This window comes from Geodermatophilus sp. SYSU D00663 (assembly GCF_054050655.1).
Genome location: NZ_JBJGZT010000026.1, coordinates 43137 through 57648, shown reverse-complemented (window position 1 = coordinate 57648; position 14512 = coordinate 43137). Strand labels below are relative to the sequence as shown.

The 14512-nt window shown below is 75.2% G+C and carries 12 protein-coding genes; 3 read left to right on the top strand and 9 right to left on the bottom strand.

From position 1 onward, the window contains the following. Positions 1-37 precede the first annotated feature (37 nt). Genes ACI79Z_RS18435 through ACI79Z_RS18425 form a run of 3 tightly spaced genes read right to left on the bottom strand, consistent with a single transcriptional unit; the run spans position 38 to position 3629 of the window. Positions 38-1297, bottom strand: coding sequence for a glycosyltransferase 87 family protein (locus ACI79Z_RS18435; RefSeq protein ID WP_456903444.1), 1260 nt, complete (start codon positions 1295-1297; stop codon positions 38-40). A gap of 5 nt (positions 1298-1302) precedes the next feature. After that, on the bottom strand, positions 1303-2364 hold the full coding sequence (locus ACI79Z_RS18430; RefSeq protein WP_456903443.1) for an aspartate-semialdehyde dehydrogenase: 1062 nt from the start codon (positions 2362-2364) through the stop codon (positions 1303-1305). Then, positions 2361-3629, bottom strand: coding sequence for an aspartate kinase (locus tag ACI79Z_RS18425; protein ID WP_387987449.1), 1269 nt, complete (start codon positions 3627-3629; stop codon positions 2361-2363). The genes ACI79Z_RS18430 and ACI79Z_RS18425 overlap by 4 nt, the downstream gene beginning before the upstream one ends. Positions 3630-3723: 94 nt before the next feature. Here ACI79Z_RS18425 and ACI79Z_RS18420 point away from each other — a divergent pair, with 94 nt between their 5' ends. From ACI79Z_RS18420 to leuA, 3 genes are all read left to right on the top strand, one after another. Further along, the gene (locus ACI79Z_RS18420) at positions 3724-5316 is read left to right on the top strand and encodes a phospholipase D family protein (RefSeq protein WP_387987451.1); all 1593 of its coding nucleotides are present in this window, start codon (positions 3724-3726) and stop codon (positions 5314-5316) included. A gap of 285 nt (positions 5317-5601) precedes the next feature. Continuing rightward, entirely contained in the window at positions 5602-6252 is a 651-nt protein-coding gene (locus tag ACI79Z_RS18415) for a helix-turn-helix domain-containing protein (RefSeq protein ID WP_456903442.1), read from the top strand. A gap of 177 nt (positions 6253-6429) precedes the next feature. Then, complete coding sequence (gene leuA / locus ACI79Z_RS18410; protein ID WP_456903441.1) at positions 6430-8166, top strand: 2-isopropylmalate synthase; 1737 nt, start codon at positions 6430-6432, stop codon at positions 8164-8166. A gap of 24 nt (positions 8167-8190) precedes the next feature. Here the strand turns inward: leuA and mnhG are convergent, their stop codons facing one another. From mnhG to ACI79Z_RS18380, 6 genes are read right to left on the bottom strand one after another with little or no spacing between them, the layout of a single operon-like run. After that, entirely contained in the window at positions 8191-8556 is a 366-nt protein-coding gene (gene mnhG, locus ACI79Z_RS18405; RefSeq protein ID WP_387987457.1) for a monovalent cation/H(+) antiporter subunit G, read from the bottom strand. Beyond that, positions 8553-8855, bottom strand: coding sequence for a monovalent cation/H+ antiporter complex subunit F (locus ACI79Z_RS18400; RefSeq protein ID WP_387987459.1), 303 nt, complete (start codon positions 8853-8855; stop codon positions 8553-8555). The genes mnhG and ACI79Z_RS18400 overlap by 4 nt, the downstream gene beginning before the upstream one ends. Next, positions 8852-9406: a Na+/H+ antiporter subunit E gene (locus tag ACI79Z_RS18395; protein ID WP_387987461.1), complete on the bottom strand. Its 555-nt coding sequence runs from the start codon at positions 9404-9406 to the stop codon at positions 8852-8854. Before ACI79Z_RS18395 ends, ACI79Z_RS18400 begins: the two co-directional genes overlap by 4 nt. After that, positions 9403-11061, bottom strand: a complete 1659-nt coding sequence (locus ACI79Z_RS18390) for a Na+/H+ antiporter subunit D (protein WP_456903440.1) — start codon at positions 11059-11061, stop codon at positions 9403-9405. The genes ACI79Z_RS18395 and ACI79Z_RS18390 overlap by 4 nt, the downstream gene beginning before the upstream one ends. Beyond that, positions 11058-11576 (bottom strand): Na(+)/H(+) antiporter subunit C, encoded by a 519-nt coding sequence (locus ACI79Z_RS18385; protein WP_387987464.1) that lies wholly within the window; start codon positions 11574-11576, stop codon positions 11058-11060. The genes ACI79Z_RS18390 and ACI79Z_RS18385 overlap by 4 nt, the downstream gene beginning before the upstream one ends. Further along, positions 11573-14440, bottom strand: coding sequence for a Na+/H+ antiporter subunit A (locus ACI79Z_RS18380; RefSeq protein ID WP_456903439.1), 2868 nt, complete (start codon positions 14438-14440; stop codon positions 11573-11575). The genes ACI79Z_RS18385 and ACI79Z_RS18380 overlap by 4 nt, the downstream gene beginning before the upstream one ends. Between the last annotated feature and the right edge of the window lie 72 nt (positions 14441-14512).

The window sequence follows — 14512 nt, the reverse complement described above, 5'->3', positions numbered from 1 at the left end:
GGGCGCGGAGACCTCCCGCCCGGGACCAGGGATCGGCTCAACGGCGGTCGGGGACGGCCCCTGGCCGCGGTGTCGGCCGGTGGGCCGACGGTGTCGTCGCCCTGACGGGCAGGAGCGCGACGACGGCGAGCGTCGTCAGCAGGTAGAGGTCCTCGACCACGAGCCCCGGGACGCCGAGGTCGTGGTGGTGGCCGGGGTCGGCCTCGGCGAACCAGATCGACGACGACGCCAGCACCAGCCCGGTGACGACGGCGAGCGCCGCGGCGGCCCGGCGCCCGGACAGCCGCCCCGGCGCCGCCGGGCTGCCGGCGGCGACGTCCACGAGGACGACCAGCGCGGGCACCAGCCAGACGAAGTGGTGCGACCAGGCGATCGGGCTGACCAGGCAGGCGGCCAGGCCGGTGAGCGCCACGCCGGCCAGGTCGTCACCGGCCCGGGCGGCCCGCACCGCGCGGGTGAGCACCAGCGCGAGGACGGCGACCGCGAGGACCAGCCACAGCAGCCGCGGCGGCTGCGCGGGGTCGGTGAGCCGCGCCAGCCCGCCGAGCAGCGACTGGTTGGAGGTCTTGTCCAGCCGGCCCACCCGCTCGGTCTGCCACAGCGTCCCGGTGAAGAACCGCCACGACGTCGCCGGCGCGACGGCGAACGCCAGCCCGGTCGCGAGCGCCGCGGTGCCGGCGGCGACCGCCGCCGCCCGCCGGCGCCGCGTCAGCAGCAGGTAGACGACGAACAGCCCGGGCGTGACCTTGAACGCGGCGGCCAGGCCGATGCCGGCGCCGGCCCACCGCCACCCGCGACGCAGCGCGGCGACGTCGGCCAGCACCAGCGCGAGCAGCAGCAGGTTGACCTGGCCGAAGCCGATCGTCTCCCGCACCGGCTCGAGCACGAACACCACCGGCAGCGCGGCCGCGACGGCGAACGCCGGCGGCCACCCGTGCCGGCGGGCCGGCGGGACGACCAGCCACGCGGTGACCCCGGCCAGCACCAGCAGGTTGAGCCCGGCGTGCACGGCCGCGACGGCCTCGATCGGCAGCAGCGTCATCGGCAGCACCGCCAGCGCCGCGAACGGCGGGTAGGTGAAGCCGTAGTCGGTGCGGCCGAAGGTGTAGTCGTAGAGCGGCCGGCCCGAGCGCCACCACTCGACGGCGCCGTCGTACACCCGCAGGTCGAACCAGTTGTGCCAGGGGTCGTTGGGCCCCAGCGCCGAGACCAGCCCGGCGAGCACCGCCAGCCCGAGGACGACGGCGACCTGCGCGGCGACCCGCCACCCGGCCCCCGGACGGCCGACGGGTGCCACTCCGCTCAGCGCCGGAGCAGCAGCTCGGCGATCTGGACGGTGTTCAGGGCCGCGCCCTTGCGCAGGTTGTCGTTGCTCACGAACAGCACCAGTCCGCGGTCGTCGTCGACGCCCTGGTCCTGCCGGACGCGCCCGACGTAGCTGGGGTCCTGGCCGGCGGCCTGCAGCGGCGTCGGGACGTCGGTGAGCTGCACGCCCGGCGCCCCGGTGAGCAGCTCGGTGGCGCGGGCGACCGGCAGCGGCCGGGCGAACTCGACGTTCAGCGACAGCGAGTGGCCGGTGAAGACCGGCACCCGCACGCAGGTGCCCGAGACGCGCAGGTCGGGGATGCCGAGGATCTTGCGGCTCTCGTTGCGGAGCTTCTGCTCCTCGTCGGTCTCCAGCGAGCCGTCGTCGACGACGCTGCCGGCCAGCGGCAGCACGTTGAACGCGATCGGGCGCACGTACTTCTGCGGCTCGGGGAAGGCCACCGCCGCGCCGTCGTGGGTGAGCTCGGCGGCCTTGTCGACGACCGCCTTCACCTGCCCGTCGAGCTCCTCGACGCCGGCCAGGCCGCTGCCGGAGACCGCCTGGTAGGTGCTGGCGACCAGCCGGACCAGCTGCGCCTCGTCGTGCAGCGGCTTGAGCACCGGCATCGCGGCCATCGTGGTGCAGTTCGGGTTGGCGACGATCCCCTTGGGGATCTCGGCCAGCGCGTGCGGGTTGACCTCGGCGACGACGAGCGGGACGTCGGGGTCGCGGCGCCAGGCGGAGCTGTTGTCGACGACGGTCACGCCCGCCTCGGCGAACCGCGGCGCCTGCGCCCGCGAGGTGCTCGCGCCCGCGGAGAACAGCGCGACGTCGAGCCCGGACGGGTCGGCGGTGGCGGCGTCCTCGACGGTGATCTCGCCGTCGCCCCAGGGCAGGGTGCTGCCGGCGCTGCGGGCGCTGGCGAAGAACCGCAGCTCGGCGAGCGGGAACTGCCGCTCGGCGAGGATCCGGCGCATGACGGCGCCGACCTGGCCGGTGGCGCCGACGATCCCGACCCGCAGGCCGTCGTCGGAGAAGGTGGTCCCCTGCTGTGTCATCGTCCGGTCCCTCCGTAGACCACGGCCTCCTCCTCGTCGGTGCCGAGGTCGAAGGCGTCGTGCACCGCGCGGACGGCGAGGTCGACGTCGGTGTCGCGGCAGACCACGGAGATGCGGATCTCCGAGGTGCTGATGAGCTCTAGGTTGACGCCGGCGTCGGCCAGGGCGCCGAAGAAGCGGGCCGAGACGCCGGGGTGGCTGCGCATGCCGGCGCCGACCAGGCTCACCTTGCCGATGTGCTGGTCGAAGCGGACGTCGCTGTAGCCGACGGTGTGCTTGACCTTCTCGAGCGCGGCGATCGCGGCCGGGCCGTCGCTCTTGGGCAGCGTGAAGGAGATGTCGGCGAGCTTGCTGGCCTCGGCCGACACGTTCTGCACGATCATGTCGATGTTGATCTCGGCGTCGGCCAGCACGCGGAAGATCTGCGCGGCCTCGCCCGGCCGGTCCGGGACGCCGTAGACGGTGATCTTGCCCTCGCTGCGGTCGTGCGCGACGCCGGTGATAATCGCCTGTTCCACGCTGAGGTCCTCCATCGAGCCGGTCACCACGGTGCCGGGGAGCTGTGAGTAGGAGCTGCGGACGTGCACCGGGATGCCGTAGCGGCGGGCGTACTCGACGCAGCGGAGCATCAGCACCTTCGCGCCGGAGGCCGCGAGCTCGAGCATCTCCTCGTAGGTGACCGTCTCCAGCCGCCGGGCGTTGGGGACGATCCGCGGGTCGGCGGTGAAGACGCCGTCGACGTCGGTGTAGATCTCGCAGACGTCGGCCCGCAGCGCCGCGGCGACGGCGACCGCGGTGGTGTCCGACCCGCCGCGGCCGAGCGTGGTGACGTCCTTGGTGTCCTGGCTGACGCCCTGGAACCCGGCGACGATGACGACCGAGCCCTCGTCCAGCGCCGAGCGCAGCCGGCCGGGCGTGACGTCGATGATCCGCGCCTTGCCGTGGCTGGAGGTCGTGATCACCCCGGCCTGCGAGCCGGTGAACGACCGGGCCTCGTAGCCGTGCGTGCTGATCGCGATGGCCAGCAGCGCCATGGAGATGCGCTCGCCCGCGGTGAGCAGCATGTCCAGCTCGCGGCCGGGCGGGTCGTCGGTGATCTGCGCGGCCTGGTCGAGCAGCTCGTCGGTGGTGTCGCCCATCGCCGAGACCACGACGACGACGTCGTTCCCGGCCTTCTTCTCCGCGACGATGCGCTCCGCGACGCGCTTGATGTGGGCGGCGGAGGCCACGGAGGAGCCACCGTACTTCTGCACGACGAGGGCCACGGGTCCACAGGCTACCGATGCCGGCCTCCTCCCCCGTGAATCAGCCCGGCGCGGTCCCGTTGCGTCCGGCCGCCGCGGGCGATGTGATCACCGGGTGACCGCTCCCGAGGACTGGCTGCTCAGTGCCGAGGAGCGGGGCAACGCGGCCACGGCGCTGCCGGCCTGGACCGAGGGCAACCTCGCCGTGCCGCTGGTGCACGGCGCCACCTACTTCGACCGGCTGGTCGAGTGCGTCGAGGAGCTCGACGAGGGCGACCACCTCTTCTTCACCGACTGGCGCGGCGACCCCGACGAGGAGCTGCGCCCCGGCGGGCCGACCGTCGCCCAGCTGTTCACCGAGGCGGTGCGCCGCGGGGTGACCGTGCGCGGCCTGGTCTGGCGCTCGCACGTGGACTGGCTGTCGTTCAGCGCCCGTGAGAACCGGGCCCTGGACCGGGAGGTCGAGGACGGCGGCGGTCTGGTGGTGCTCGACCAGCGGGTGCGCCGGATGGGCAGCCACCACCAGAAGCTGGTCGTCTGCCGGCACGACCAGGACCCGACCAGGGACACCGCCTTCGTCGGCGGGATCGACCTGTGCCACAGCCGCCGCGACGACGCGGACCACCGCGGTGACCCGCAGACGCTGCCGATGGCCGCGGCGTACGGCCCCACCCCGCCCTGGCACGACGTGCAGCTGATGGTCCGGGGTCCGGCGGTCGCGGCCGTGGACACGGTGTTCCGGGAGCGGTGGGACGACCCCACCGACCCCGACTCGGGCAACCCGATCGCGCACCTCGTCGACCGGCTGCGGCGCAGCCGGATGTTCGCCGACCCGCTGCCGCCCCAACTGCCGCCCCCGCCGCCCGCGGGGCCGCACCTGGTGCAGAACCTGCGGACCTACCCGGCGATCCGGCCGCGCTACGACTTCGCCCCCGACGGCGAGCGGTCGGTCGCCCGCGGCTACTCGAAGGCGATCCGGCGGGCGCGGCGGCTGATCTACCTCGAGGACCAGTACATGTGGTCGGGCGAGGTGGCGGAGCTGTTCGCCCACGCGCTGCGCGAGCACCCCGACCTGCACCTGGTCGTCGTCGTGCCGCGGGTGCCCGACCAGGACGGCGCGATCGCCCAGCGGCCGCAGTACGTGGGGCGGTGGCAGGCGATCGAGATGTGCCGCCGGGCCGGCCGGGACCGGGTGCACGTGTACGACGTCGAGAACCACGAGGGGACGCCGGTCTACGTGCACGCGAAGGTGTGCGTGGTCGACGACGTGTGGGCCAGCGTGGGCAGCGACAACTTCAACCGCCGCTCCTGGACCCACGACAGCGAGCTGTCCTCCGCCGTCCTCGACACCACCCTCGACCCCCGCGAGCCGCGCGACCCGGCCGGCACCGGCGACGGCGCCCGGACCTTCGCCCGCGACCTGCGGCTGGTGCTCGCCCGCGAGCACACCGACCGGGCCGAGGACGGCAGCGAGGACGCCGACCTGCTCGACCCGGCCGCCTTCGTCGCGACCCTCGACGCCGCGGCCGACGCACTCGACGCCTGGTACGACGGGGGCTGCCGGGGACCCCGTCCTCGCGGCCGGCTGCGGCACCACCGCCCCGAGCGGCTGACGCTGCCCACCCGCCTGTGGGCGACGCCGCTGTACCGCCTGGTCGACGACCCCGACGGCCGTCCTCTCCGCCTCCGCCGCCGCCGGGAGTTCTGAGCTCCCGGACGCCACACCGGGCCCGGCCGGCCGGTCCCGGCGCACCGCGCCCACGGGTCCGACCGGCCGTTCCGCGCGCTCCCGGCTCCGCCCGTGCCGGCCCGGGCAGTGCACCTCCCGGGGGGAGTAGTGCTCTGCCCCCGATACGGACCAGAGCACAAGCACACGGAACCCATCGAGCAGGACCCACCTTCGTGCTCTGCCCCCAGTCGGGGGCAGAGCACGAGCTTCCACAGGAGCACATGCCGCACGCCGCCATCCGGTCCGCCGCTGCAGGCTGACCCCGTGACCGACTTCGACCTCTCCGGCACCCTGAGGCGGATCCGCAGGACTGCTGACCAGTCCCAGCGCGAACTCGCCCGGACCAGCGGTGTGTCGAAGACGGCGCTCGCCGCGGCGGAGGCGGGGACGCGCGGGCTCGACGCCCGCGCGCTGGCCCGGCTGGCGGCCGTCGCCGGGCTGCGGCTGGCGCTGCTGGACGCCGAGGGGCGGGAGGTGGCGCCGATGGACGGCGCGGCCGTGCGGGACGAGGGCGACCGGCACTTCCCCGCGCACCTGGACACCCGGCACGGCGACGACGGCTGGTGGCACGGGCCGCACCGGTACGACCGCACGCCGGTCACCTACACGTTCACCCGCGACCGGCGGAGCAGGGACGACCGCCGCCGGGTGCGCGGGACCCCGGAGGACCACCAGCTCCCCCGGCCCGGGGACGCCCTGGCCGACCGGGCGGCGGCCCGGCGGGCGGCCGCGGAGAGGGCCCGCGCGGCGGAACGGGAGCGCCTGCGGGCGGCCGGGCTGCTCCCGCCTGCGCCGGAGTTCCGCTGCGTGTGCCCGCCGGCCTGCGACGACCTGCTGCTCGACGAGCCCCCGCCGGCGCCGGGCCGGCCCGCCCCGCACGCGCCGGACTGCGCGTGTGGCTGCGACCTCGGCTGACACGCTGCTACCGTGGGCTCCGTGCGCGGCAGCCTCCTGCTTACCCGCCGCGGCGAGGCCTCCTCCTAGGTCGGCTCCCTCGCCGCGGAGACCCTGCCGTGGTCGATGACGTCCCGGTGCCCGCTGACCGCCCCCCAGGAGCGACAGTCCAGCCCGCGCCAGAGGAGTCATCCCACCGTGACCAGCCCGCAGCACCCGCACGCCCGCAACCCCCAGCGCCCCTCGGGGATGCCGATCTCCCGCTACGCCCCGTTCCAGCCGGTCGACCTGCCCGACCGCACCTGGCCGGAGAAGGTCACCACGGTGGCCCCGCGCTGGTGCGCCGTCGACCTGCGCGACGGCAACCAGGCCCTGATCGACCCCATGAGCCCCGACCGCAAGCGCCGGATGTTCGAGCTGCTGGTGCGGATGGGCTACAAGGAGATCGAGGTCGGCTTCCCGGCGGCCAGCCAGACCGACTACGACTTCGTCCGCCAGCTCGTCGAGGACGACCTGGTACCCGACGACGTCACGATCCAGGTCCTCACCCAGGCCCGTGACGAGCTGATCGAGCGCACCTTCGAGTCGCTGCGCGGCGCGAAGCAGGCGATCGTGCACCTGTACAACTCGACGAGCACGCTGCAGCGCCGCGTCGTCTTCGGCAGCGACCGCGCCGGCATCGTCGACATCGCCGTCCACGGCGCCCAGCTGGTCCGCAAGCTGGCCGAGCAGGCCGGCGACACCGAGATCCGGTTCCAGTACAGCCCCGAGTCCTTCACCGGGACCGAGCTGGACTTCGCTGTGGAGATCTGCAACGCGGTCACCGACGTCTGGGAGCCGACCCCCGACCGGCCGACCATCCTCAACCTGCCGGCGACCGTCGAGATGGCCGAGCCGACCGTCTACGCCGACCAGGTCGAGTGGATGCACCGCAACCTGGGCCGCCGCGACGCCGTCGTCCTGAGCCTGCACCCGCACAACGACCGCGGCACCGCCGTCGCCGCCGCCGAGCTGGGCTACCGCGCCGGCGCCGACCGCATCGAGGGCTGCCTGTTCGGCAACGGCGAGCGCACCGGCAACGTCGACCTGGTCACCCTGGGCCTGAACCTGTTCAGCCAGGGCATCGACCCGCAGATCGACTTCTCCGACATCGACGAGATCCGCCGCACCGTCGAGTACTGCAACCAGCTCGGCGTGCACGAGCGGCACCCCTACGGCGGCGACCTGGTCTACACCGCCTTCTCCGGCTCCCACCAGGACGCCATCAACAAGGGCTTCAAGGCCCTGGAGGCCGACGCGGCCGCCGCCGGCAAGCCGGTCGGGCAGATGCCGTGGGCGGTGCCGTACCTGCCGATCGACCCCAAGGACGTCGGCCGCAGCTACGAGGCGGTCATCCGGGTCAACAGCCAGTCCGGCAAGGGCGGCGTGGCCTACGTCATGAAGACCGAGAACCACCTGGACCTGCCCCGGCGGCTGCAGATCGAGTTCAGCGGGGTCGTCCAGCGGCACACCGACGACGAGGGCGGGGAGGTCACCGCCCAGCAGATGTGGGCCGCATTCAGCAACGAGTACCTGCCCGACCCCGACGCCCCGTGGGGCCGGTTCGCCCTCACCGGCCACCGGCACACCGCCCACGGCGACCAGCTCGACGAGATGGTCGTCGAGCTGACCGCCGACGGCGTCCCGGTCACCGTGCAGGGCCGCGGCAACGGCCCGATCGCCGCGTTCGTCGACGCGCTGGCGACCCTCGACGTCGACGTCCGGGTCCTGGACTACGCCGAGCACGCGCTGTCCGCCGGTGGCGACGCCCGCGCCGCCGCCTACGTCGAGTGCGCGGTCGGCGAGCGCGTGCTGTGGGGCGTGGGCATCGACCCGAACATCGTCAGCGCCTCGCTGCGCGCCGTCGTCTCGGCGGTCAACCGGGCCCTGCGCTGAGGACGGGCCCGGGGCTCCGCGGCGTCAGTCGCCGCGGAGCCCCGGGTCCGCGCCCCCGCCGGCGTGCTCGGCCACCTCGTCGACCACCAGCAGGTCCCGGCGCACGTGCCGGCGGCGGTAGGCGATCCGGCTGACCATGTGCGCCGACAGCGGCGCGGTCAGCACCTGCAGCAGCGCCACCAGCAGCAGCACCCACATCGCCGGCGTCCCGGCCAGCCGGATCGCCGCGCCGACCAGCACCAGCAGCAGCCCGGTGACCTGCGGCTTCGTGGCCGCGTGCAGGCGGGTCAGCACGTCGGGGAAGTGCAGCAGCCCGAGCCCCGCGGTGAACGCGAGGAACGACCCGAGCAGCAGGCAGACGGTCGCGACGACGTCGAGGACCGCGCTCACGGCCGCTCCTCCCCCGCGGGGTCGTCGCCGGAGGGCCGGTCGAGCACCATGCCGCCGACGTAGCGGACCACCGCGATCGCGCCGATGTAGCCCAGCAGCGACACGACGACGAGCACCGGCACCGCGGACGCGTCGCGGGACAGCGCCACGTGCACGCCGAGCCCGCCGGCCGTGATCACCAGCATCGCGTCGCCGGCCACGACCCGGTCCAGCAGCGACGGCCCGCGGGCCAGCCGCACCAGCGCGAGCAGCGCCCCCGCCCCGACGAGGCCGAACGCCACGACGGCCACCCAGCTCACCGCGCCACCTCCGTGGGCTCCCGGTCCAGCGCGGCACGCTCGCGGGACCGGCCGAAGGCCCGCACCACCCGGTCCTCCACGGCCAGCACCCCGGCGCGCTGGCGCTCGAGGTCGTCGCGGTCGCGGACCTCGAGCAGGTGGACGGCCAGCACCCGGTGCTCGCGGTCCAGGTCGAGCACCACCGACCCGGGGACCAGGCTGAGCGCCTCGCTGATGACCGCGAGCAGCAGGTCGGAGTCGGTGCGCAGCTGCACCCGGATGACGGCGCTGCGCAGCGGCGGGCCCGGCCGCAGCGCGCGCCAGGCCACCTGCGCGCTGGAGACGGCGAGGTCGACGGCGAACACGGCGAGGAACCGCAGCAGCGCGAGCGGCCGGATGCGGATGTTCTCCACCACCGCCGGGAGCGGCACCACGCGGGTGACGAGGACGGCGACCAGCACGCCGCCCAGCACGTTCGCCCACGACCAGGTGCCCCACAGCAGCACCCAGACCAGCACCAGCCAGACCAGCGCGGGCAGCTGGCGCAGCAGGTGGCGGGCGCGGTCGGTCACCGCTCCCCCTCCACGGCCGTGCGGTAGGGGCCGCGGTCGAGCAGGTCGGTGGCGGCGCGGCCGGCCAGGCCGTAGAGCGGGCCGGCCAGCGCGGTGAGGGCGACGGTCAGCGCCACCAGCGCCGCCGTCGCGCCGACCAGCACGCGCGGCAGCCGCTCCGCGGGCTCGCCCGGGTGCTCGTCGGGCTCCTCGGGCCCCTCGGACGCCGTCGCCACGGCCACCTGCCGCTGCCACGCCGCCGACGGCCGGGCGGCGCCGTTCCCCGACGGGCGGGCCCCGCCCCGCGGCCCCGCGTCGACCGCCGCCGCGGCGGCGGTGTCGGCGCCGGGCTCCTGCGCGCGCGGCCGCCAGAACGCGCGGGTCCACACCCGGGCCACCGCCAGGAGGGTGAGCAGGCTGGTCACCAGCCCGGCGCCGACCAGCACCAGCGCCAGCGGGCGGCCGTCGGCGACCCCGGCCTGCAGCAGCCCCAGCTTGCCGAGGAACCCGGACAGCGGCGGGATGCCGGCGAGGTTCAGCGCGGGCAGCAGGTACAGCACCGCGAGCAGCGGGGAGGCGGCGGCCAGCCCGCCGAGCCGGCGGATCGACGTCGACCCGCCGGTGCGCTCGACCAGACCCGCGACGAGGAACAGCGTGGTCTGGACGACGATGTGGTGGACGACGTAGAACACCGCGGCGGTCAGCCCCGCGACGCTGCCCAGCGCGATGCCGAACACCAGGTAGCCGATGTGGCTGACCAGCGTGAAGGACAGGATCCGCCGCAGGTCGGTCTGCGCGACCGCGCCGAGGATGCCGACCACGAGCGTCGCCAGCGCCGCCGCCATCAGCAGGGTGTCCAGCGCGCCGTCGGGGAACAGCAGCGTCTGCGTGCGGACGATCGCGTAGACGCCGACCTTGGTGAGCAGCCCGGCGAACACCGCGGTCACCGGCGCCGGCGCCGTCGGGTAGCTGTCGGGCAGCCAGGCCGACAGCGGGAAGACGGCGGCCTTGATGCCGAAGGCGATGAGCAGCAGCGCGTGCAGCAGCGTGCGGGTGCCCTCGGGGACCTCGGCCAGCCGCACCGACAGGTCGGCCATGTCCACGGTGCCGGTGGCCGCGTACACCAGGCCGATCGCGGCGAGGAACAGCAGCGACCCGACCAGGCTGACCACGACGTAGGTGATCCCGCCGCGCACCCGCGGCGCGGACCCGCCGAGGGTGATGAGCACGTAGCTGGCGGTCAGCAGCACCTCGAAGCCGACGTAGAGGTTGAACAGGTCGCCGGAGAGGAACGCGAACCCGACGCCGGCCATGAGCACCAGGAACGTCGGGTGGAAGATCGACACCGGCGCCTGCTCGCTGCCGTCGGCGGCGCCCTGGCCGACGGCGAACAGCAGCACCCCCAGGCCCACGGTGTGCGCCACCACCAGCATCAGCGCCGACAGCCGGTCGACCACCAGCGAGATCGCCTGCGGCACCGGCCAGTCGCCGACCGCCACCGCGACCGCGCCCGACCGGTCGGCGAGGACCAGCAGGGTCACCGACACGCCCAGGACCGCGGCGAGCACCGCGACGCTGAGTACCCGCTGGGTCCGCGTGTGGCGGCTGAGCAGCAGCGAGACGGCAGCACCCAGCAGCGGCAGGACCACCGGCAGCGGGGCGAGGACGCGGATCACCGCGACCGCCGTCGCGCCGGGGGCAGGTCGACGTCGTCCGCGGGGGTGCCCGGCGGCGGCTGACCGCGGCGCCGGGGTGGCTCGGCGTGGAACGGGCGCCGGTCCTCGGCGGCCAGCCGGTCCGGGTCGATCTCGTCGGGGTCCTCGCGGCCGGAGCGCCGGCCCTCCCGGGTGGCCAGCCGGCGGTCCTCCTCGTCGGCCTCCACCGCCTCCTGGCGGGCCAGCCGCCACGAGCGGTGGATCACCGCCAGGAGGAACGCCGAGACGCCGAAGGTGATGACGATCGAGGTGAGCACGAACGCCTGCGGCAGCGGATCGGCGGTGGCGTCGTCACCGCGGCCGAGCAGCGGCGCGCTCCCGGCCGGGCCGGCGGCGGAGATGAGCAGCAGGTTGGTGGCGTTGCCCAGCAGCAGGAAGCCGAGCAGCACCCGGGTGAGGCTGCGGTCGAGCAGCAGGAAGACGCCGGCGGCGTACAGGCCGCCGATGACCACGGGCAGGACGACGGTCGGCGTCACCGGGCCACCACCTCCCCCGGCGTGGTCTCGACCGGGTCGTCCTCGTCCTCCTGGCGGTCGAGCTCGGCGCCGAGGCTGCGCAGCACGTCGAGCACCAGGCCGACGACCACCAGGTAGACGCCGACGTCGAAGAACAGCGGCGAGACCAGCTTGACGTCGCCGAGGACGGGCAGCGTCCACTCCCAGTAGGTGGACTCGAGCTCCTGCCCGCCCAGCACGAGCGCGGCGACGCCGGTGCCGCCGGCCAGCAGCAGGCCCGCACCGAGCAGCCGGCCGGGGTCGAGCGGGGCGGCCTCGCCGAGCTCGTAGCGGCCGCCGGCAAGGTAGCGCAGCACCAGCGCGAGCCCGGCGACCAGGCCGCCGGCGAACCCGCCGCCGGGCTGGTTGTGCCCGGCGAACAGCAGGTACAGCGAGAAGACCAGGACGGTGTGGAACAGCATCCGCACGACGACCTCGAGCACCACCGACCGGCGCCGCGGGTCGAGCGTGCCGCCGGCGGCCAGCCACTCCCCGACCGGCGCCCGCCGGGACCGCCCGGCGACCTGGTCCTCCCGCTCGGCCCGCTCGATCGCCCCGGTGCGCCGCCGCAGGAAGACCAGGCTGGCCACGCCGGTGGCGGCGACGATGAGCACCGAGATCTCCCCGAAGGTGTCCCAGGCGCGGATGTCGACCAGGGTCACGTTGACGACGTTGTGCCCCTGCGCCTCCTCGGCGAGCCGGGCGTACTCGTCGGACACCGGGGCGGCGTCGCGGGCGGCCAGCGCCACGGCGGACACCGCGCCCATGAGCAGGCCGACGCCGACGGCGAGCAGGCCGCGGCCGGCGCGCTCGCGGCGGCGGTGCCGCTCGGACACGTCCTTGGGCAGCTTCCGCAGCACCAGGACGAACGCCACGATCGTCACCGTCTCGACGAGGAACTGGGTGAGCGCGAGGTCCGGCGCCCCGGCGATCACGAAGAACACCGCCAGCCCGTAGCCGGTGACGCCGACGACCAGCGCCGCCGACAGCCGCTGCCGCACCCGCACCGCCATCGCGGCGGCCAGCAGCACGACGACGCCGACCAGCACCTGGACCGGGCTGTCCCAGGCCCGCCACTGCGCCGGGCGCTCGGCGACGGTGGCGAGCAGCGCGCCGGGCAGCAGGACGACCGCGGTGAGGATGGTGCCGAGGTAGGCGGGCAGCGACCCGCGCTGCGTCGTCCCGGTGACCAGGACGGCGAGCCGGTCGACGCCCTGCAGCACGTTCCAGTAGCCCTCGTCGGCCGACGCCCGGACCGTGAGCCGCCGCTGCACCCGGGCCACCGCCGCCCGCCCGGCGAACAGCGCCGCCCCGCCGAGCAGGGTGAGCGCCGACAGCGCCAGGGCCGGCTGGAGCCCGTGCCACAGCGCGAGCTCCTCGGTCTCCGGCGCGTAGCCGGGCAGCCCGTCGGCGTAGCGGCCGACGACCGGCTCGAGGCCCTTCGCGAGCACGCCGCCCGCGAGGCCGAGGAGGGTGAGGACGACCGGGGCGGCGAGGAACAGCGGCCCGGGCGGGTGCGCCACCTCCGTGGCCGGCCGGCCGGCGTGGGCCGCGAACGCTCCCCACACGAAGCGGAGCGTGTATCCGGCGGTGAGCACCGACCCGAGCACCAGCCCGGCGAGGACCAGCAGCGCGGCGGTGCGGTCGGGCAGGCCGCCGTCGAGGAGCGCGGTGAACGCCGCCTCCTTGCCCACGAAGCCGAGCAGCGGCGGCAGCCCGGCCATCGACGCCGCGGCCAGGCCGGCGACCGCGGCGACCACCGGCATCCGGCGGCCGAGGCCGGACAGCTCGCGCAGGTCGCGGGTGCCGGTGGCGTGGTCGACGACGCCGACGGTGAGGAACAGCGTGGACTTGAACAGCCCGTGGGCGAGCACCATGGCCAGCCCGGCGCGCGCGAGCTCGGCGCTGCCGGCGCCGACCAGCGTGGTGAGGAACCCGAGCTGACTGACCGTGCCGAAGGCGAGCAGCAGCTTGAGGTCGGTCTGGCGCAGCGCCCGGTAGCCGCCGACCAGCATCGTGGCCACGCCCAGCCCGAGCACCAGCGGCCGCCAGCCGGGCAGGTCCGCGGCGCCGGGCGCCAGCCGCGCGACCAGGTAGACGCCGGCCTTCACCATGGCCGCCGCGTGCAGGTAGGCGCTCACCGGCGTCGGCGCCTCCATGGCCGCCGGCAGCCAGAAGTGGAACGGCACCAGCGCGGACTTGGTCACCGCGCCGGCCAGCACGAGCAGCACCCCGGTGACGACGGCAGGCCCGCTGCCCGGGTCGGCGACGATCGCCGACAGCCGCGACGTGCCCGCGGCGTGCGCCAGCACGACCAGCCCGGCCAGCATCGCCAGGCCCCCGGCGGTGGTGAGGACCAGCGCCTGAGCGGCCGCCCGCCGGGCCGCCAGCGACGTCCCCGACCCGCCGATGAGCAGGAAGGAGAAGACCGTCGTCAGCTCCCAGGCGACGTAGAGCAGGTAGACGTCGTCGGCGAGGACCAGCGCCAGCATCGAGCCGGCGAAGGCGGTCAGGCAGCCGGCCAGCCGGCCGGTGCCCTCGGCGTCCGGCTCCACGTAGCGGCTGCAGTAGAGGAGCACCAGCGCGCCGACGCCGGTGACCAGCCCGGCGAACACGAGGGCCAGCGGGTCCAGCCGCAGCGCCACCGACAGGTCGAGCGCGGGCACCCAGGGCACGGTCTCGCGGACGTCGTCGCCGGACGCGACCGCCGACAGCTGCGCGAGCGTCCAGGCGAACCCGGCGGCGGGCACCAGCGCGAGGGCGAGGAAGGCGTCCCGTCCCCACCACCGCACCAGCACCGGCGCCGCCAGGGCGGCCACCAGGTGCGCGAGCAGCAGTGCGGTCACGGGGCTCCCGGGTCGGCGGTGGAGGGGAGCACGCGACGACGGCGGTGCGGCGGCGTCGCCCCCTCGTGGGGG

What these genes read in the sequence shown, in the direction of transcription:
- ACI79Z_RS18430 (WP_456903443.1), bottom strand. Translation starts at nt 2,364, where the DNA reads ATGACACAGCAGGGGACCACCTTCTCCGACGACGGCCTGCGGGTCGGG.